This is a genomic window from Amycolatopsis sp. NPDC114504, assembly GCF_055633595.1.
On record NZ_JBVKDU010000002.1, the window covers coordinates 422,585 to 440,452 of the forward strand.

The window sequence follows — 17,868 nt, forward strand, 5'->3', positions numbered from 1 at the left end:
AGTGATCGTCACCCCCACACGGTCCACTCGCGACGCTGCCGCGATCAAGCTGTGATCTACCGCACCTCGCATCACCCGAGGTCAGACCGGGTGCCGACGGGTCGCCGAGCGGCAAAACCCACATGCGGGGTGCACACGCGCGCGCGAACAGTCAAAATGTCCCCGTGGCACAACCGACGACGCAGCTGAACGCGACCGAGCAGGACACCCTGGTCAAGCAGATCGGACTTGCCTTGCTGCGTGCCGCCCCCCGCGACTGGCGCAAGGTCTCCGCGGAGTACCGAGCCGTCGGGAGGTACCACGAGCTGACCGGCGAGATCGTCACCGAAGACGGCACGGTGCACGAGTGGCTCGCCACCCACGACATCGCGACCCTCTTCGGACGGCTGCGCGGGGGCATGTACCGCGACGGCCGCGGAACGTGGTTCAACGCGCGCTACCAGCTCGACCACCCGTCCAGCTACAACCTCGAGTACAACCGCGACGAGCCGGTGTGGAACCTCGCGCCGCCGCCGCAGGCCTACTCGGACGAGCTGCGGATGTTCCCGCGCACCGAGGAGAACGTGCCCGAGTGGCTGATCCGGCGGATGTCCGGGCTCGGCCCGGAGCAGCCCGGGCCGCACTTCCGGATCGCGCGGATCTTCGACACGATCGGCCCCGCCGGCCGTCCGGTGATCAACCGTCCCGACCTCGAGGTCGAGGAGCAGGACCGGCTGCTGGAGTACCTCGACCACGCGCCGCTGGTCGTCACCGAGCGCGGCTACGACATCGACCGGCTGGCCGCGACGCCCGAGGCCACCGTGCCGGTCGCGTTCCACAGCGACGGCCAGTGGATCTGGCCCGCCGCGGTCAACTTCTACCTGCGCAAGTACGGCGTTTCGCCCGAGTCGGACCTGGTCGAGCACGTCCGCGCGGTCGGCTTCAAGCTGCCGCCGGTCGACGAGCCGACGCTGCAGGCCGCCGGCGCGTACCTGACCCGCGGCAACCAGCCGCCCCCGCAGCAGCAGCGCCCGGCCGGGCCGCCGCCGCAGGGCCCGCCGCCCGGCGTGCCGCAGGGCCCGCCGCCCCAGCAGGCACCCGCGGGCCCGCCGCCGACCATGGTCGCGCCGGCGGTCCCGGTCGTGCCGCCCCAGCAGCAGCACCAGGCGCCGCCCCCGCCGGTGGAAGCGCCGGCGCACGCGCCCGAGCCGGAGGCGCCGGCCGAGGAGCACGCCTACGCCGAAGAGTCCGAGTTCGCCGAAGAGGCCTACGACGACCAGGAGTTCGACGACCGCTTCGCCGAGGAGGACTCCTACGGCGAGGAGGAGTACGAGCACCCCGAGCACGCCGCCGGCTCGAACGGCACCTCACCGGAGCCGGGCCGCGTGCCCGACCTCGAGGAGACCGCGGAGTACGTCCCCGACCAGCCGATCGGACTCGAGGAGGAGCCCCACGACGGGGTGATCCGGCCTTCGCACGAGGCCGAAGACGAGTACGACGGCAAGCAGACGCCGGAGCCCGCGTCCCACCGCGAGGACGACGCGCACCCCGCGTTCGACGCCGGTTCCCACCGGGACGACGAGCCCGCGCACGCGGCCTTCCAGCCGGACCAGCAGGTCGATGACGAGCCGGCCCACGCGGCGTTCCCGCCGGGTCAGCCCCGGCGGGACGACGAGGAGCCGTTCCAGCCGCCGGAGCGGCCCGCGTTCGACCCCGGCCCGCCGACCATGATCACCCAGTCCGAGGTGCCCGGCGTCCTGCCGGTGCCGGAACCGACGGCGCCCGAGCTCGAGCCGGCCCCTCGGCCGGGCCGTCGCGCGCTGCGCCGCGAGACCCCGGACCACCCCGTGCTCGCCGGCCTGCAGACCAAGCTGGACGAGCTCGACGTGCCCGAAAGCGGCTACAAGCTGGGCGAGCCCGCCGAGCACGGGTGGAGCGTCGAGGAGGTCGAAGACGGCTGGCGCGTCGGCTGGTACGACGGCAAGCTCAGCAACCCCGCGGTGTTCGGCGACGCCGAGGACGCGGCCGCGTTCATGCTCGGCAAGCTGCTGCTCAACCCGGAGGGCCACGTGCCCGAACCGGAGCCCGAGCCGGAACCGGAGCCCGAACCCGAGCCGGAACCCGCGCCGCAGCGGGTCGTCGCGACGCTGTCGCCGGAGGTCGCGACCGGCTCGTACCCGGTCCGCAAGCCGGAGCCGGTGCCCGCACAGGAGCAGACGGCGTTCACGAGCGCCGAGGAGCTGTTCGGCGACCTGGAGGACGACGAGCCGCCGGCCCCGCCGCGTCGCCCCGCTCCGCCCGCGCCGGTCCCGGCCGGGCCGCCCCTGGGCGCGCAGCAGCAGGCCGGCCCGCCGCCCGTGGCTCCCGCACCGCCCCGGCGCGAACCGCCGTCGGCGCCGACCGTCCTGGCCGCTCCGGTGCCGCCGCAGGGTGCCCCGATGATCCCGCCGGGCACTTCGCCCACGCCGCCGCGTCGTGAAGAGCCGGCTCGCCCGGCCGTCAACGGCGGCAGTGGGGGCGGTGGCCAGCAGCAGTGGCCGATCGGGCCGATGGCCGGGGAGCCGCCGCTGACGCTGTTCCGCGGCAAGGAGCTGCGCGAGCTGCCCGCGGGCAGCGAGCTGGACCGCTTCGGCGGCCCGACCGGCAACCTGACGTACGCGGCGGGCACACCGTTCGCCGAGCGGTCCCTGGTGCCCGAGTGGGTGAACCGGCCGTACCACGTCTACCGGGTGCAGCGGCCGCTCGAGGCGCTGGCCGGCGTCGCGATCCCGTGGTTCAACCAGCCGGGCGGCGGGTCGGCGTACCTGCTCCCGGCGTCGATCGAAGAGCTCGTCGCCGAGGGCGACCTGATCGAGCTCGACCCGGGTGAACCCCCGATCGACTGAGTCCCGTCGAAGGCCCCGGCGCTGCCGGGGCCTTCGCCGTTTCAGCGGATGATCAGCCCGTGGGCGGCGGCGAAGGAGATGGCCGTCTCGACGTCGACCTCGGCGCCTCGCAGGTCGGCCTGGACCAGGGCGTTCGCGTCGAGACGCGCACCGCGCAGGTCCGCGCCGTCGAGCTTCGCGGCCTGGAGGCGGGCGCCGGTCAGGTCGCTCCCGCGCAGGTCGGCGCCGGCGAGGTCGGCCTCGGTCAGGTTGGCTTCGCGCAGCCGCAGCCCGGACAGGCCCAGCTTGCGCAGCCGCGCCTTCGAAAGCGACGCCAGCGAGAGGTCGCACTCGGTGAGGGCGATGCCGGCGAACCCGCAGTCGGCGAACGACGAGCCGAGCAGCGAGCACGACGTCCAGCGGCTTTCGATGAGCACCGTGCGGTCGAAGGTGCACGACCGGAACGCGGACGCGTCGTGCCGCGAGCGGGACAGGTCGGCCCGGCCGAACACGCAGTCGTCGAAGGTGCAGCCGCGCGTGCGCAGCCCGCTCAGGTCCGCTCCGGTGAAGTCGCACCCGGTGAACCGGCGCTTTTCCCACCACTGCCCGGACAACACCGCTTCGCGGTAGTCCTCCCCCGTCTCCAGCACGGGCCCCAGGGTGCCACACCCGCGATCAGAGCTTCACGCCCTGGACGTAGTTCATCGCCTCGACGTACTCGGGCAGCTGCGCGCGCCGCGCCATTTCGGCTTCGTCCAGGTTCTCCAGGCGGGTCTGGATCCACCACAGGTTGCCGAAGGGATCGCGCACGCGTCCGACGCGGTCGCCGAAGAACAAGACCGTCTGGCGGGTCACCTCGAGCGCACCCGCTTCGATCGCGCGCCGCTGGGTTTCTTCGCTGTCCGGCACGTAAAGCCGCAGGAACGCCGGGGTCGCGGCCCACCCGTCCGGCGAGTCGAACGCCATCACGACCGCGTCGCCGATGCGGACCTCCGCGTGGCCGATCTTCCCGTCGTCGCCGACGACGCGGCCGAGCTCCTCGGCGTCGAACGCGCGCTTCAGGAAGTCGAGCAGGCCGTCGGTGTCGTGGCCGATGATCCACGGGGTGACCGTCGTGTAGCCGTCGGGAACCATGTTTCCTCCTCGGTTGGTGATCCCGACCCTAAGATCGAAATAGGACAGATCCTGACCGCTGCATACTGGGCCCATGGGAATCCCGCTGCGGCCGGTGGCGGCGCGGTCGGTGTACCGCGAAGTCGCGCCGCCCGTCGCGCTCGCCGGAGTCCTGGCCTGCGGCTGGCACGGGCACACCGGCTGGGCGCGGCCGCTGCGCGTGCTCCCGGACGGCTGCGCGGACCTCGTGTGGGACGGCGACGCGCTCGCGGTGGTCGTCACCGTCGGCGCTCCCCTGCGGCTGTGGGTGCCGGCGTCGGCCTCCCGCGTCGGCGTGCGGCTGCGGTGCGGGGCCGCGGCCGCCGTGCTGGGCACGGCGATGCCGGAGCTGCCCGCCGGTGCCACCCGGCTGAGCGACCTCTGGGGCGCGGACGCCCGCCGCGCCGAAGAAGCACTGGCCACGACCGCCGATCCCGATGCCCAGCGCGGAATCCTCGAGACGCTCGTCGCCCGCCGGAGTGCGACGCCGGACCGGCGGGTGCTGGCCGCCGTGCGGGCCCTCGGCGCGACCACGCGGACGTCCGAGGTCGCCGTGGGGATCAGCGAACGCGCGTTGCGGCGGCACTTCGTCCACGCCGTCGGCGCCGGGCCGAAGCAGCTGCAGCGCGTCCGGCGGTTCCAGCGGTTCCTGCGCCTGCTCGAACCCCTGGCCGCCGGGCGGACGTCGCTGGCCGGCGTCGCCGCCGAACTCGGGTACGCCGACCAGTCCCACCTCGGCCGCGAATGCCGTCGCCTGTCCGGTTCCTCCCCCGCGGCACTCGTGCGGGTGGCCGAAAAGTTCCAGACGGCCACCGCGCCCGCACGCCAAGATCGGGCGCATGTTCCGAGTCACCATCGCGGTGCGCGCTGACGACCTCGACGTCAACGGCCACGTCCGCGGCCCGGCCTACCTCGCCTACGCCGACCACGCGCGCTGGGTGTGCGTGCGGGCGGCCGGCATCGACCCGGCCGAGCTGACCGCGCGGCGGATCGGCCCGGTGAACCTGGAGACGACCGTGCGGTTCCACCGCGAACTCGTCCCCGGCGGCGAAGTGTCCGTCAGCTGCGCGTTCCAGTGGGGCGAGGGGAAGACTTCCCTGGTGGTGCAGGAGTTCCACGCGCCGGACGGCACGCACGTCGCTTCGGTTACGTCGGTGTCGGGCCTGCTGGACCTCGATCGGCGGCGGCTGCTCCCCGACCCCGGCGCGTACTGGCTGGAGCTGGCCGCCCACCCGGAACTGCTGGGCCTGGCGCCGAAAACCGGGTGATCTTTCCCGGCCCGCTCACTACGGTGACACCGTGCCCGACCACGACTACGTCGATCCCTACCTCGCCTCGCTCTACGACACGATGAACCCGCGCGAGAGCAGCGGCGACTTCGCGTTCTACCTGCCGATGATCATGGCCGCGGAGTCGGTCCTCGACGTCGGCTGCGGCACCGGTTCCCTGCTGCACTGGGCGCGCGAGTCGGGCCACGAAGGACGGCTCGTCGGCCTCGATCCCGCTGAAGGCATGCTGATCCAGGCCCGCCGCCGGGACGACGTCGAGTGGGTGCACGGCGATTTGTCGACCGCCGCCTGGGACGGCGAGTTCGACTTCGCCGTGATGACCGGGCACGCGTTCCAGGTGCTGCTGACCGACGACGAGCTCCGGACGGCGTTCTCGGCCGTCCGCCGCGCACTTCGGCCCGGTGGCCGGTTCGGGTTCGACACGCGCAACCCGGCCGCTCGGGCCTGGGAGCGCTGGACTCCGCGGAATGTGTCGGAAGCCGGTGGAGTGCGGTCGTGGAACGACGCGGGCCCGTTCGAGAACGGGTACGTCACCTTCAAAGCGACGTACGAAAGCCCGAGCTGGGACGCGCCGCAGTACAGCGAAAGCACGCTGCGCTTCCTCGACGTTCCTTCCCTGGGCGAGTTCATCGAGGACGCCGGGCTGGTCGTCGACGAGCAGTACGGCTACTGGGACAGGACGCCGGTGACCGATGACAGCCCGGAGATCGTCACGATCGTGCGGCGCCCGCTCACCTGAAGTCCCGCGACTTCGCCTTGATCCGCATCGGCAGCGCCTCGACGCGGTCGGCGAGGACGCTGACCACGCCGTCGGCCTTCTCCACCACCCCGCGGATCAGCAGCGCCGGGCTCGCGCGCGCGACGCGGTGGTAGCGCTGCCACAGGCCGAGCGTGCAGATCACGTTGACCATCCCCGTCTCGTCCTCGATGTTGAGGAAGGTGACGCCGCCCGCGGTCGCCGGGCGCTGCCGGTGCGTGACGGCGCCGCCGATCAGCACGCGCGCGCCGTCTTCGAGGCCGGCCAGGCCGTTCGCCGGGACGACGCCGAGCGCGTCGAGGCGGTCGCGGATGAACTCGGTCGGGTAGCTGTCCGGTGAGACGCCGGTGGCCCAGACGTCCGCCGCGGCGAGGTCGAGGCCGTCCATCCCCGGCAGCACCGGGGCCTGCCCGCCGACCAGGCCCGGCAGCTTCTCCGGGCGTTCCCCGGCGACGGCACCCGCGGTCCACAGCGCCTGCCGGCGGTCGCCGCCGAACCCGGCGAACGCGCCGGCCGTGGCGAGCGCCTCGATCTGCGGGGTCTTCAGCCGCACGCGGCGGGCGACGTCGGCCATGTCGGTGTAGTCGCCGTTTTCCTGTCGTTCGGCGGCGATCCGCTTCGCGACGTCCTCGCCGATCATCCGCACGGTGCTCAGCCCGGTGCGCACAGCGTGTCCCTTGTCCGGCAACGGTTCCAGCGTCGCGTGCGGCAGGCTGCGGTTGATGTCCGGGCCGTGCACGGTGACGCCGTGGCGCCGCGCGTCGGCGACCAGCGACTGCGGCGAGTAGAAGCCCATCGGCTGCGCGCGCAGCAGGCCCGCGAGGAACGCGTCCGGGTGGTAGAGCTTGAAATAGGCGCTCGAAAACACGAGGTGCGCGAAGCTCAGCGCGTGACTTTCCGGGAAGCCGAAGTTCGCGAACGCCTTGAGCTTCAGGAAGATCTTCCCGGCGAGCTCCGTTTCCACGCCGTTCGCGGCGGCGCCTTCGAGGAAGCGCTGCCGCAGCCGCTCCATCTTCCGTTCCGAGCGCTTCGACCCCATCGCGTGGCGCAGCTGGTCGGCCTCCGCCGCGGTGAAGTTCGCGACGTCCAGGGCGATCTGCATCATCTGCTCCTGGAACAGCGGCACGCCCTTGGTCTTGTGCAGCGCGTTTTCCAGCAGCGGGTGGTCGTACTCCCAGCTTTCGCGGCCCTGCTTGCGGCGGATGTAGGGGTGCACCGAACCGCCCTGGATCGGGCCGGGGCGGATCAGCGCGACCTCGACGGCGAGGTCGTAGAACTCCCGCGGCTCGAGGCGGGGCAGGGTCGCGAGCTGGGCCCGGCTTTCGACCTGGAACACGCCGATCGCGTCGGCGCGGCACAGCATGTCGTAGACCTTCTGGTCGGTGAGGTCCAGCTCGGCGAGGTCGATCTTCTCGCCCTTGTGCTCCTCGACGAGGTCGAGCATGTAGTGCAGCGCCGAGAGCATGCCGAGGCCGAGGAGGTCGAACTTGACGAGCCCGGCGGCGGCGCAGTCCTCTTTCTCCCACTGGATGACGCTGCGGTCGGCCATCCGCGCCCACTCCACCGGCACGACCTGGCTCACCGGCTCGTGGCACATGACCATCCCGCCGGAGTGGATGCCGAGGTGGCGCGGGAAGTCCTCGAGGGCGAACGCGAGCTGCACGACGTCGTCCGGGATGTCGTGGTCGTGGTCCTTTTCGGTGGTGCGCAACGATCCCCAGCGATCGATCTGCTTGCTCCAGGCGTCTTGCTGGCCCGGCGAGTAGCCGAGGGCGCGTGCGGCGTCCCGGACGGCGGACCGGGCACGGTAGGTGATGACGTTCGCGACCTGGGCGGTCCGCAGGCGGCCGTGTTTTTTGAAGACGTACTGGATGGCCTCCTCGCGGCGGTCGGACTCGATGTCGAGGTCGATGTCCGGGTAGCCGTCGCGGTCCGGGGCGAGGAAGCGCTCGAAGAGCAGCTTGTTGGCCACCGAGTCGACCTTCGTGATGCCGAGGGCGTAGCAGACGGCCGAGTTCGCGGCCGAGCCCCGGCCCTGGCAGAGGATTCTGTGTTCGTTGCAGAAGCGGACGATGTCCCAGACGATCAGGAAGTACCCGGGGAAACCGAGCTGCTCGATGATCTCGAGTTCGTGCTCGATCTGTTCGCGTGCCTTGTCCTCGTGCGGTTTGCCTTTGAAGCGCTCGTCCACGCCCTTCCGGGTGAGCTCGCGGAGGAAGGTCGTCTCGGTGTGGCCCTCGGGGACGTCGAAGGGCGGCAGCTCCGGGGCGATCAGCTTGAGCGGGAAAGCGCATTCCATGCCGAGGAGGGCCGAGCGTCGGACGGCACCGGGGTAGCGCCGGAACAGGACGTCCATTTCGGCGCCGCCGCGGAGGAAGGCGGTCCCGGCCGCGGGCAGCCAGCCTTCCAGCTCGTCGATGCCCCGGCGGGCGCGGATGGCGGCGAGCGCGTCGGCGAGCGGAGCGCGTTCCGGCCGGGCGTAGTGCGCGGCGGTGGTGGCGACGGTCGGGAGGTGCAGCTCGCCGGCGAGCTGCGTCAGGACGTCGTTGTGCGTGCTGTCGAGGGGTTGGCGGTGGTCGGTGAGCTCGACGTAGACGTTGTCCTGACCGAACCGCTCGACGAGTTCTCGCAGTTTTTCCGCGGCGGCTCCGGGGCCGTTCGTGACGAGGGCGGAGCGCACGGCGCCCTTGCGGCAGCCCGTGAGGACAACGCACTGCCCGGCGACCTCCTCGGCGACCGCACCGAGGTCGTAGCGCGGTTTGCCCTTTTCGGCGTCCTCGTGGATCTGGCCGGCGGTGATGGCGCGGCAGAGGGCCCGGTAGCCCTGGTCACCGCGGGCGAGCAGGAGGAGGTGCTCGCCTTCGGGGTCGGCAACGCCGTTCTGCGGGTTCCGGAGGCCGAAGCTGAGCTCGGTGCCGAAGACGGTGTTGACACCCAGTTCCCGCGCGGCTTCGGCAAAGCGCACGACGCCGTACATGCCGTCGTGGTCGGTGAGGGCGATGGCATCGAGCTGCAGACGAGCGGCTTCCTCGACGAGCTCCTCGGGGTGGCTGGCACCGTCGAGAAAGCTGAAGTTGGAGTGGCAGTGCAGCTCGGCGTAGGGGACGCGGACGGTCTCGCCGCCATCGTCGTTGCGCCGGGTGGGGAGGTCCTCGGGCCGCTGGTAGGTCTCGCGCCGCCGGCCCCAGGCGGGGCTGTCCCCGTGGTCCCCGGGAGGCACCTCGCCGGCAAGGCTGCGGGCGAGGTCCTTCCAGCGGACGGGTGGGTTGTTCCAGCCCATCTAGCGACTCCCGGGCTCGTGCTCTTCGGGCAGGTGCCCCTCCCGGCGGCGGCGGTGCCAGCTGCTGGGGTGATTCCAGCGGCTGCGTGCTTCGGCTTCGGTTTCGAGGTGGGGCCGGGGCTCCGCGGGTTCCTCGCGCGACCGTCCCGAGGGGTGGTTCCGGCGGCTGCGGACTTCGGCTTCGCTCTCGCGGTGTGGCCTGGGCTCCGCGGCTTCCTCACGCAACCGTCCCGACGGGTGGTTCCGACGGCTGCGGGCCTCGGCTTCGCTCACATGTCGAGGCTCCGCGGCGTCCTCACGCAACCTTCCCGACGGATGATTCCGGCGGCTGCGGGCCTCGGCTTCGCTCTCGCGGAGCGGCCGGGGCTCCGCAGCTTCCCCACGCAACCGCCCCGACGGGTGGTTCCGGCGGCTGCGGACTTCGGCGTCGCTCATCCGGCAGCCGTTCTCCCGCGACGAGCGCGGCACCGGCAGCACGATCACCGGGCACACCCACTCTTCCTCGGCGTCGGGTTGGCCGGCAGGCAGCTGCCCGCGAACCGACCACCTTTCGCCCGAGTCGGGCTCGGGTGCAGGCGTCCGGTCAGCCGCAACCCGCGGGTCACCGCTCGCGGACCCGAGCGGCGGCCGCTCACCAGCCAAACCCTCGTGGGCCGCCGGCGCGGGAAGCTGCTCGCCAACCACCCAACCGCCGTCAGCCGCCGGGGCCAGAGGGCGCTCACCAGTCGAACCCCCGGGCGCCGGCAACTGCTCGTCGGCCGCCCAGCTGCCCTCGGTGGCGGGCGCCGGGGCGGGTACCTCGCGCAGCCACTCTCGCTCCTCTTCCGCCCTTCGGGGCGTTGTCCCCGGCTCTGCGCGCAGCCAGGCTCGGAGCTTTCGTGCGTAGTCCTCGTCCATGCTCAGTCGTACACTCCCTCGACCGTCCACAGTGGATTTTCCGTGCCCGCGCAGTGCAGCAGCACCGCGTCGGGCGGGTCGTCCGGCTCGCCCGCGAGCAGCAGCTGGAGGCGTGCCCGTGGCGGACCCGGTCTTCGGCGGTCGCCCGCCAGGGGCCACGGCCCTGCCCACCCCACGACCTCCCGGTGCGGGCCGCCGGTGATGCTCAGACCGCGCGGGACCGCCGTGAGCTGGTCGCGCGGCGTGATGCCGACCGGCCTGCTCTCGGCGTCGAAGACCTGGGCCGGCACCGGGCGGTCGAGGACCGTCGCCGGGGACGGTGCCGGCAGCCGTCCCGGCCAGGTCGCGTCCGCCGGCGTCGTCCGCTCGCGCGGGTCGCCCCAGGGCACCAGCCGGACGCGGCCCGCCGGGTCGCGGCCGCCGTCGAGCACCGGCGTCACCACACCTTCCGGCCCGAGCAGGCCCTGGACCCGCACGAACGCCCGCGCCGCGCGTTCGTCGTCCTCGGCGGAACGACCGTTCTGCCACAGGTCGAGCTGCAGCGACCGTCCTTCGACGACCTCCTCGGGTTCCAGCCGCAGCCGCACCACACCCGACGTCGGACGGTGGCCCGGCGCGTCGCGCAACCAGCCTTCGAACTGCCAGCGCACGCGGTCGGCGACCCCGGTGGGCGTCAGCGGTTCCGCGCACCGCCACGCGCGGCCGAGGTGTTCGCCCTCTTCGGTGACCGCGTAGATGCCGAGCCGGGTGCAGGCCAGGCCGTGCCCGGCCAAGCCGGCGCAGAACCGCGTCGCGAGGCCCTTGGCGAGGAACGCCGCGACGTCGACCCGCTCGACGACCGGGTCGAACTCCTCGGTGAGCGTCAGTTCGGGCGGCGGGCTCCGCCGCAGCGGCGGACGTTCGGAGCGGCCCCGCGCCAGCCGATGAGCGAGGACGCCGCCCGCGCCGAACCGGTTGACAACGTCACGCTCCGGAAGCTCCGCGAACGCGCCGAGCGTCCGCAACCCGAGCCGTCGCAACAGGTCGACGAGCTCCGCGCGTTCGGCGCCCGGCTGGTCGAGCTCGGTGATGGGCAGCGGAGCGAGGAACTCGGCGACGCGCCCGGGTTCGACGAACGCCCCGCACCGGGCGGCGAGCGTCGCGGCGAAGAGCCCTTCGGCGACACCGACCTGGCACTCGACGCCCGCCGCGGCGGAGACGTCGTCGACGAGCCGTTCGACGAGGGCGTGCTCGCCACCGAAGTACCCGGCGGCGCCGTCGACGGGAACCGCGACGAGCCCCGGCCGCACAACCTCGACCCCGACGACGAGTGTCTCGACAGCCCGAGCGACGGCTTCGAAGAGCCGCGCGTCCCGGCCGTCATCGGCGGCGAAGACGGCCAGGTCCGGACAGTTCGACTGCGCCTCCCGCCGCCGCATCCCCCGCCGGACACCATTGCGCCGGGCAACGGCATTGCTGGCGACGACGCGGTTCGCACTGAAAACAGCGGCCGGCGCGGTGACGGGAACCCCATCGACGGCCGAGGCGGCGACCACGGGCCAGTCCGGGCACCAGAGGACGAGCATCCGGGTGGCGAGGTCCGAGGAGCGACGTTGCGCGGGGACGGTCATGAGGCCTCCCCGCGCGAGTGGCGAAAGCCGGACGGGCAGGCGTGACCGAGAGGCCGACACGCGTGATTGGACGGTCGACACGCGTGATTGAAGGGTCGAAACGTGCGCTCAGAGGGCCGACCCGCGTACCCAGCGGGACGACTCGCGTACCCAGACGGACGACACGCGTGATTGAGCGGACGACACGCGCATCTGGCTGGCCGACACGCGTACCCAGGCGGACGACACACGTACTCAGCGGGACGACACGCGTGCCTGGGTGGACGACACGCGGACTTGAGCATCTCGGGGCCGGCCGGGGCGGGGGTCCACTTTGGACTGGGCGTCATGCCGTGGCCTCGTCCTGGACGGGGACGGGACGTGCCGCGGGGGCGATCGAGCCCGCGGGGCCGGGGAGCGTGAGCGAAGCCGAGGCCGGGCGGGCCGCCGCGCCGCGGCCGTGGACCCGGACCGAAACCTGCCGCGAACGCAAGTGGCCGTAACCGTCCGCGAGGCCGGACCACGCCGAAAACCGGCACGACAGCTCGACGTCCGCCGCCGGCCACGCGCCGGATGCCAGCAGCACCGCCCCGCGGTGCCGGGCGCGGGCCGACAGCCGCCGCGCCACGGCTGCCTGCACCTTGTCCGCGTTGACCACCACCAGGTCCACGCCGTCGAGCAGCGCCGCGACCACCGCCGGGAGCTCCGGGCCCGGACGCGGGACCAGCGCCACCCGGGCGAGGTCCACGCCGTACTCGGCCGCCGCCGCCAGCCCCAGCGACGGCAGACCGGCCACGGCCGCCCACGACCCGGCGGCGGTGGCCTCGGCGAGCAGCGCCAAGAGCAGCGACGTCCCCCCGTGTACCGCCACCGTGCTCCCGCGCCGGAGCCCGCCCGCGGGCAGCAACCCGGCGAGCGCCGGGACGACCGGGAGCACCTTCCCCGTCGCCCGCGCCCGCTCGGCCTGCGCCGCGACCCGGCTCGCCGTGCTGACCCCGGGCAGGGCCGCCAGCCGGGCCACCGGCGGCTCCACCACAGCGGTCACCGCACGCACCTCCCCACCACGGACTAGGCCGGCGGTCGGGCCTCTCCCAAAACTCGACCGACGGCACTGGTTCGCCGCGGGGAAGGCGGCGGTTCCACGTCGAACACTTGTTCGACGTGGACAAGTCAACCGCGAACCACCCGACGTGTCAAGTCACCCACTGGTGGGACAGGAAACGCCGGGAAAGGCTCACCCGCCAGGGAAATGAAGTTGCCCACGCCGAACCCCGATCGCTAGACAGTGCCGCGTGGAGCTCACCGAAGCCCGGCTCGAAGACTGCCCGGAACTGCTCGTCCTGCAACGCTGCTGCTGGGTCCAGGAGGCCGTCCTCAACGACACCCTCGACATCCCCGCGCTGCACGAAACCCTCGAGGACATCCGCGACTGGACGAAGACCTGGTCGACGTGGGTCCTGCGGCAGGACCACCGGCTCGTCGGCGCGGTGCGGGCCCGCCTCGAAGGCGACTGCTGGGAGCTGGGCCGGCTGATGGTCGCGCCGGACCTCGCCGGCCGCGGGCTCGGCCGCAGGCTGCTCGAGCACGCGGAGGCGCACGCACCCGCCGAGGCACGCCGGTTCGCCCTGTTCACCGGCGCCCGCAGCGCCCGCAACATCACGCTCTACCAGCGGGCCGGCTATCAGCTCACCGACGCGCCCGACGCCGGCGGCCACATCAGCGGCGCCGTGTATCTCGAGAAAGAGGTCACACAGCGCTAAAAACCCGGTCCGCCCGCCTGACGCTGTGGCGTCGGCTAGATTCGCCGGTGGACTTCTGGGGGTGGGCGATGACCGTACGGCCGGCTCTGTGGATCGCCGGCGCGCTGGTCGCGGCGGGTGCGGCGCTGACCGTCGTGCTCACCGCGGGCGGCGGCGTGCCCGGCGCCAAGGCCGCGGCCCCCGGGCCGACGACGATGGGCGTGGAGTGGCGCTCGTTCCGCGCCGACGTCACCGGGATCCGCCCCGGACCGGACGACACCAGCCTGTTCGTGCAGGTCGCCCTGCCCGGCAAGGACCCCGGCTGTGTCCAGGACCCGCGCATCGAGCAGGTCGTGGAGACCAAGACCGACGTCCGCGCCGACGTCGTCTACTCGACCCGGCCCGCCGCGGGCGGCTGTCAGGACAAGGTGCCCGCGGAGCTGCGGCTGGCCACGACCACCCCGGTCGCGAACCGCACGGTGATCCTCAACGGCGACAACGGCAACGCCTGGCACAAGCTCGGCGCCGGCTGGGGCCACTGCGCTCCCCAGGGCACCTGCGCCCCGCCCGCCGACCACTGCGACCCGGCCTGGATCGGCGCCGCGGTGTCCGCGACGGGCGCCCAGAGCGCGGGCACGACCCGCGGCTGCGACCCGAACTGGCTGGTCCTCGACCTGCCGGCGCGCCAGACCGAGCCGCCCGCTCGCACGGTCTTCCGCTGGAACGACTCCGGCTGGACGTCGTTCGCGCAGGTCAAGTCGGCCGGCTGCCAGGAGATCCGGGCGGCCGAGCCGAAGTTCCCGGTCGCGCTCTGCAAGGCACTGCCCGCGCCCGCGTGACCGGCATCGCGCTGCGCCCCTTCCGCGAAGAGGACCTGCCGATCCTGGACCGGTTCGCGACCGACCCCGCGGTACTGGGTGCCCACCAGTGGACCGGGTTCGCGGACCCGCGGATCCGCCGGCGTCGCTGGGCCGACGACGGTTACATCGGCCCGCGCGACACGGCGCTGGCCGTGACCGCGGACGACGTCGTCGCCGGCATGGCGAGCTGGGAAGCCGCCGACCGCGGCGGGCCCGCGGGAGGCTGCTTCGAGATCGGCCTGACGCTGCTGCCGGAGCACCGTGGCCACGGCGTCGGCCTGGCCGCGCACCGGCTGCTCGTCGCGCACATCTTCTCGGTCACGCGCGCCCACCGGCTCGAGGCGTTCACCGACGGCGGGAACGCCGCCGAGCAGAAAACGCTGGAGCGGGCGGGCTTCCACCGCGAAGGCGTGATGCGCGAGGTCACCTGGCGCGACGGTGGTTGGCGCGACGAAGTGATCTACGCGCTGTTCCGCCCTAGCGCAGCTTCTTGACGATCTCCGCGCCGACCGCCTTCACGGCGTCGTCGGTCTCCTGCTGCGGCATCGGCGAGTTCGAGAAGAACCCCTTGTCCCAGCCGGACACCTCGACGATGACCACCGTCGTGCCCTTCAGGACGTGCAGTTCGGAACCGCTGAACGCGCTCTTCGTGACCAGCCGGACCAGCGCCGCCTTGTCGCCGATGCCCTTCACGTCGGTCGGCGGGACCTCCGGCGCCTTCGGCTGGTACAGCTGGTTCGCCGATTCGCGGGCGCCCTCCCCGGAGTACCCGGTGATGCGGACGCTCAGCGTGGCGTCGCGGACGTTCTCGTCGGGCCCGGGCTTCCAGCTGCAGTTGACCTGCTTCAGGCCGGGCACGTTCGCGGTGCCCGGGCCGCCCAGCGCGAAGCTCGGGAAACCCGCCTTCTCCAGCGTCTGGGCCGGGACCTGGCACTCGGCGGGCACCGGCGACGACGACGGTGCCGCGCCGGTGCTCGCGAAGTAGTCGCTCGCGAAGATCGCACCCGGGATGCCCACGCCGAGCAGCACCACCACCGCGCCGACGATCCCGAGGATCAGCCCGGTCCGCTTCTTCTTCGGCGGCCGCATCGGCGGGCCGTAGCCCGGCGGCGGATATCCCTGCTGCTGCGGATAGCCAGGCGGCGGGTAGCCGGGCTGCTGGGGATACGGCCCCTGCGGCCCCGGCTGTCCCTGTCCGTACGGCGGTGGTGGTTGCTGCATCGAGCCCTCCCTCTCGAAGCGAAGCCGGGGTCAGTGCGCGAAGTGGCGCGTCCCCGTCAGGTACATCGTGACGCCCGCCTTCTCCGCGGCCGCGATCACCTCGGGGTCGCGGACCGAGCCACCGGGCTGCACGACCGCCCGCACACCGGCCTCGACCAGCACCTCCAGGCCGTCCGGGAACGGGAAGAACGCGTCAGACGCGCCCACCGAACCCTTGGCCCGGTCGCCCGCCCGCGAGACCGCGAGCCGCGACGAGTCGACGCGGTTGACCTGGCCCATGCCGACGCCGACGGTCGCGCCGTCGGCGGCCAGCAGGATCGCGTTCGACTTCACCGCGCGCAGCGAGCGCCACGCGAACTGGAGGTCGCGCAGGGTCTGCTCATCGGCCGGGGTGCCGGTCGCCAGCGTCCACGAAGCCGGGTCGTCGCCCGGTGCGTTGATCGCGTCGACGGTCTGCACCAGCACGCCGCCGGAGATCTGGCGGAACTCGATCGGTGACGCCGGGACCTCGGGAAGCTTCAGCAGCCGGATGTTCTTCTTGCGCTGCAGGATTTCCAGCGCCTCGGCGTCGAAGTCCGGCGCCAGCACGACCTCGGTGAACACCTCGGCGATCTGCTCGGCCGCCTCGCGGCTGACCGGCCGGTTCGTCGCGATGACGCCGCCGTAGGCCGAAACCGGGTCACACGCGTGCGCCTTGCGGTGCGCCTCGGCGATGTCGGTGCCGACCGCGATGCCGCACGGGTTGGCGTGCTTGATGATCGCGACGGCGGGCCCGTCGAAGTCGTACGCGGCCCGGCGGGCGGCGTCGGTGTCGACGTAGTTGTTGTAGGACATGGCCTTGCCGTGCAGCTGCTCGGCGTGCGCCAGCCCGGCCCGGTGTCCCTTGTACAGTGCGGCCTTCTGGTGCGGGTTCTCGCCGTAGCGCAGCACCTCGCCGCGTTCCCAGCTGATGCCCGAGAACTCGGGGAAGCCGGAGTCGTCCGCGGGCGCGTAGACGTTCGAGAACCACGAAGCGACGGCGATGTCGTAGGACGCCGTGTGCGCGTACGCCTGCGCGGCGAGGCGCTTGCGGTCGGCGAGGTCGAAGCCGCCCTCGGCGACACGCTCCAGGACCCAGCCGTAGCGGGCCGGGTCGACGACGACCGCGACGCTGCCGTGGTTCTTCGCGGCCCCGCGGACCATGGCCGGGCCGCCGATGTCGATGTTCTCGACGCAGTCCTCGGGGCTCGCGCCGGAGGCGACGGTCTGCGTGAACGGGTACAGGTTCACGACCAGCAGGTCGAACGCCGCGATGTCCAGCTTGCGCAGCTGCTCGACGTGGTCGGGGTTGCCCTGGTCGGCGAGCAGCCCGGCGTGCACGTTCGGGTGCAGCGTCTTGACGCGGCCGTCGAGCGATTCGGGGAAACCGGTGACGTCTTCGACCGGCGTGACCGGGACACCCGCGTCGGCGATGGCCTTCGCCGTGCCGCCGGTGGAGACGATCTCGACGCCGGCCGCGTGCAGGCCGGTCGCGAGGTCCAGCAGGCCCGCCTTGTCCGAGACGCCGATCAGCGCCCGGCGGACCGGGCGCCGTCCCAGGTCAGTGCTCACGAAATGTCACCTTTCGTCCGTCCACGGCGCAGCCGCCGCGGCCGAGTCGCTCGATCGTTTCCACCAGCAGCCTGCGCTCGACGGCCTTGATCCGTTCGTGCAGGACGTCTTCGGTGTCGTCGTTTTCCACGACGACGGCTTCCTGGGCGATGATCGGCCCGGTGTCGACCCCGGCGTCCGCGAAGTGCACGGTCGAGCCGGTGACCTTGACGCCGGCCTCCAGCGCGTCGCGCACCGCGTGCATCCCGGGGAACGACGGGAGCAGCGCCGGGTGCGTGTTGACCACCGTGAACCGGCCGAGGAACTGCTCGCCGAGGATCTTCATGAACCCGGCGGAGACGACGAGGTCGGGCTGGTAGGCCCCGACGGCCTCGGTCAGCGCCTTGTCCCAGGCCGCGCGGTCGGGGTGGTCCGCGACGCGGACGGTGAACGCCGGGATGCTCATGCGCTCGGCGCGGGTCAGCGCTTCGATGCCGGTGCGGTCGGCGCCGACGGCGATGACCTTCGCCGGGAAGCCGGACCGCCCGGTGGCGTCCAGCACCGCCTGCAGGAGGGTGCCGGAACCCGACGCGAGCACGACGAGCTTCACCGGAGTGGGCAGGTCCAACCGTTGAGACAGAGCGGGCTCCTTGCCGCGGGCGGTGCGCAGCC

General features: G+C 72.8%; 15 protein-coding genes. 7 read left to right on the forward strand and 8 right to left on the reverse strand.

Features of this window, described 5'->3' with window-relative positions:
- Positions 1–122 precede the first annotated feature (122 nt).
- Positions 123–2,864, forward strand: a complete 2,742-nt coding sequence (locus ACZ7PG_RS13635; RefSeq protein WP_470239417.1) for a TNT domain-containing protein — start codon at positions 123–125, stop codon at positions 2,862–2,864.
- A gap of 41 nt (positions 2,865–2,905) precedes the next feature.
- On the opposite strand, the gene ACZ7PG_RS13640 is transcribed toward ACZ7PG_RS13635, so the two are convergent.
- Positions 2,906–3,493: a pentapeptide repeat-containing protein gene (locus ACZ7PG_RS13640; RefSeq protein ID WP_470239418.1), complete on the reverse strand. Its 588-nt coding sequence runs from the start codon at positions 3,491–3,493 to the stop codon at positions 2,906–2,908.
- A gap of 25 nt (positions 3,494–3,518) precedes the next feature.
- Positions 3,519–3,977, reverse strand: coding sequence for a VOC family protein (locus ACZ7PG_RS13645; RefSeq protein WP_470239419.1), 459 nt, complete (start codon positions 3,975–3,977; stop codon positions 3,519–3,521).
- 73 nt (positions 3,978–4,050) lie between these two features.
- Between ACZ7PG_RS13645 and ACZ7PG_RS13650 the strand changes: the two genes are divergently transcribed.
- Genes ACZ7PG_RS13650 through ACZ7PG_RS13660 form a run of 3 tightly spaced genes read left to right on the forward strand, consistent with a single transcriptional unit; the run spans position 4,051 to position 6,023 of the window.
- A complete protein-coding gene (locus tag ACZ7PG_RS13650; RefSeq protein WP_470239420.1) occupies positions 4,051–4,866 on the forward strand; it encodes a helix-turn-helix domain-containing protein in 816 nt (271 codons plus the stop codon).
- Positions 4,835–5,263: an acyl-CoA thioesterase gene (locus tag ACZ7PG_RS13655; protein WP_470239421.1), complete on the forward strand. Its 429-nt coding sequence runs from the start codon at positions 4,835–4,837 to the stop codon at positions 5,261–5,263. The genes ACZ7PG_RS13650 and ACZ7PG_RS13655 overlap by 32 nt, the downstream gene beginning before the upstream one ends.
- A 31-nt stretch (positions 5,264–5,294) precedes the next feature.
- Positions 5,295–6,023: a class I SAM-dependent methyltransferase gene (locus ACZ7PG_RS13660; RefSeq protein WP_470239422.1), complete on the forward strand. Its 729-nt coding sequence runs from the start codon at positions 5,295–5,297 to the stop codon at positions 6,021–6,023.
- On the opposite strand, the gene ACZ7PG_RS13665 is transcribed toward ACZ7PG_RS13660, so the two are convergent.
- From ACZ7PG_RS13665 to ACZ7PG_RS13675, 3 genes are all read right to left on the reverse strand, one after another.
- A complete protein-coding gene (locus ACZ7PG_RS13665) occupies positions 6,016–9,321 on the reverse strand; it encodes an error-prone DNA polymerase (RefSeq protein WP_470239423.1) in 3,306 nt (1,101 codons plus the stop codon). The two genes, ACZ7PG_RS13660 and ACZ7PG_RS13665, sit on opposite strands and share 8 nt — an antisense overlap.
- An 899-nt stretch (positions 9,322–10,220) precedes the next feature.
- The gene (locus ACZ7PG_RS13670; protein WP_470239424.1) at positions 10,221–11,828 is read right to left on the reverse strand and encodes a DNA polymerase Y family protein; all 1,608 of its coding nucleotides are present in this window, start codon (positions 11,826–11,828) and stop codon (positions 10,221–10,223) included.
- 325 nt (positions 11,829–12,153) lie between these two features.
- Positions 12,154–12,852 (reverse strand): hypothetical protein, encoded by a 699-nt coding sequence (locus ACZ7PG_RS13675; RefSeq protein ID WP_470239425.1) that lies wholly within the window; start codon positions 12,850–12,852, stop codon positions 12,154–12,156.
- Positions 12,853–13,099: 247 nt separating this feature from the next.
- On the opposite strand from ACZ7PG_RS13675, the gene ACZ7PG_RS13680 reads away from it, so the two are divergent.
- The 3 genes from ACZ7PG_RS13680 to ACZ7PG_RS13690 all read left to right on the forward strand — a co-directional run bounded on the left by ACZ7PG_RS13680 (position 13,100) and on the right by ACZ7PG_RS13690 (position 14,900).
- Positions 13,100–13,567, forward strand: a complete 468-nt coding sequence (locus ACZ7PG_RS13680) for a GNAT family N-acetyltransferase (RefSeq protein WP_470239426.1) — start codon at positions 13,100–13,102, stop codon at positions 13,565–13,567.
- Between the two features lie 68 nt (positions 13,568–13,635).
- Positions 13,636–14,385, forward strand: a complete 750-nt coding sequence (locus ACZ7PG_RS13685) for a hypothetical protein (RefSeq protein WP_470239427.1) — start codon at positions 13,636–13,638, stop codon at positions 14,383–14,385.
- Positions 14,382–14,900, forward strand: coding sequence for a GNAT family N-acetyltransferase (locus ACZ7PG_RS13690; protein ID WP_470239428.1), 519 nt, complete (start codon positions 14,382–14,384; stop codon positions 14,898–14,900). The genes ACZ7PG_RS13685 and ACZ7PG_RS13690 overlap by 4 nt, the downstream gene beginning before the upstream one ends.
- On the opposite strand, the gene ACZ7PG_RS13695 is transcribed toward ACZ7PG_RS13690, so the two are convergent.
- Genes ACZ7PG_RS13695 through purN form a run of 3 tightly spaced genes read right to left on the reverse strand, consistent with a single transcriptional unit; the run spans position 14,884 to position 17,824 of the window.
- Entirely contained in the window at positions 14,884–15,627 is a 744-nt protein-coding gene (locus tag ACZ7PG_RS13695) for a hypothetical protein (RefSeq protein WP_470239429.1), read from the reverse strand. The two genes, ACZ7PG_RS13690 and ACZ7PG_RS13695, sit on opposite strands and share 17 nt — an antisense overlap.
- Before the next feature lie 30 nt (positions 15,628–15,657).
- Positions 15,658–17,217 carry a bifunctional phosphoribosylaminoimidazolecarboxamide formyltransferase/IMP cyclohydrolase gene (purH, locus tag ACZ7PG_RS13700; protein ID WP_470239430.1) on the reverse strand — a complete coding sequence of 520 codons (1,560 nt, stop codon included), beginning with the start codon at positions 17,215–17,217 and terminating at the stop codon, positions 15,658–15,660.
- Positions 17,207–17,824 carry a phosphoribosylglycinamide formyltransferase gene (gene purN / locus ACZ7PG_RS13705; protein WP_470239431.1) on the reverse strand — a complete coding sequence of 206 codons (618 nt, stop codon included), beginning with the start codon at positions 17,822–17,824 and terminating at the stop codon, positions 17,207–17,209. The genes purH and purN overlap by 11 nt, the downstream gene beginning before the upstream one ends.
- Positions 17,825–17,868: the final 44 nt, after the last annotated feature.

Coding starts and splice junctions, on each gene's coding strand:
- ACZ7PG_RS13635 (WP_470239417.1), top strand. CDS start 123: ATGCGGGGTGCACACGCGCGCGCGAACAGTCAAAATGTCCCCGTGGCA.
- ACZ7PG_RS13695 (WP_470239429.1), bottom strand. CDS start 15,627: ATGCAGCAACCACCACCGCCGTACGGACAGGGACAGCCGGGGCCGCAG.
- ACZ7PG_RS13645 (WP_470239419.1), bottom strand. CDS start 3,977: ATGGTTCCCGACGGCTACACGACGGTCACCCCGTGGATCATCGGCCAC.
- ACZ7PG_RS13665 (WP_470239423.1), bottom strand. CDS start 9,321: ATGGGCTGGAACAACCCACCCGTCCGCTGGAAGGACCTCGCCCGCAGC.
- ACZ7PG_RS13670 (WP_470239424.1), bottom strand. CDS start 11,828: ATGACCGTCCCCGCGCAACGTCGCTCCTCGGACCTCGCCACCCGGATG.
- ACZ7PG_RS13685 (WP_470239427.1), top strand. CDS start 13,636: ATGACCGTACGGCCGGCTCTGTGGATCGCCGGCGCGCTGGTCGCGGCG.
- ACZ7PG_RS13650 (WP_470239420.1), top strand. CDS start 4,051: ATGGGAATCCCGCTGCGGCCGGTGGCGGCGCGGTCGGTGTACCGCGAA.
- ACZ7PG_RS13655 (WP_470239421.1), top strand. CDS start 4,835: ATGTTCCGAGTCACCATCGCGGTGCGCGCTGACGACCTCGACGTCAAC.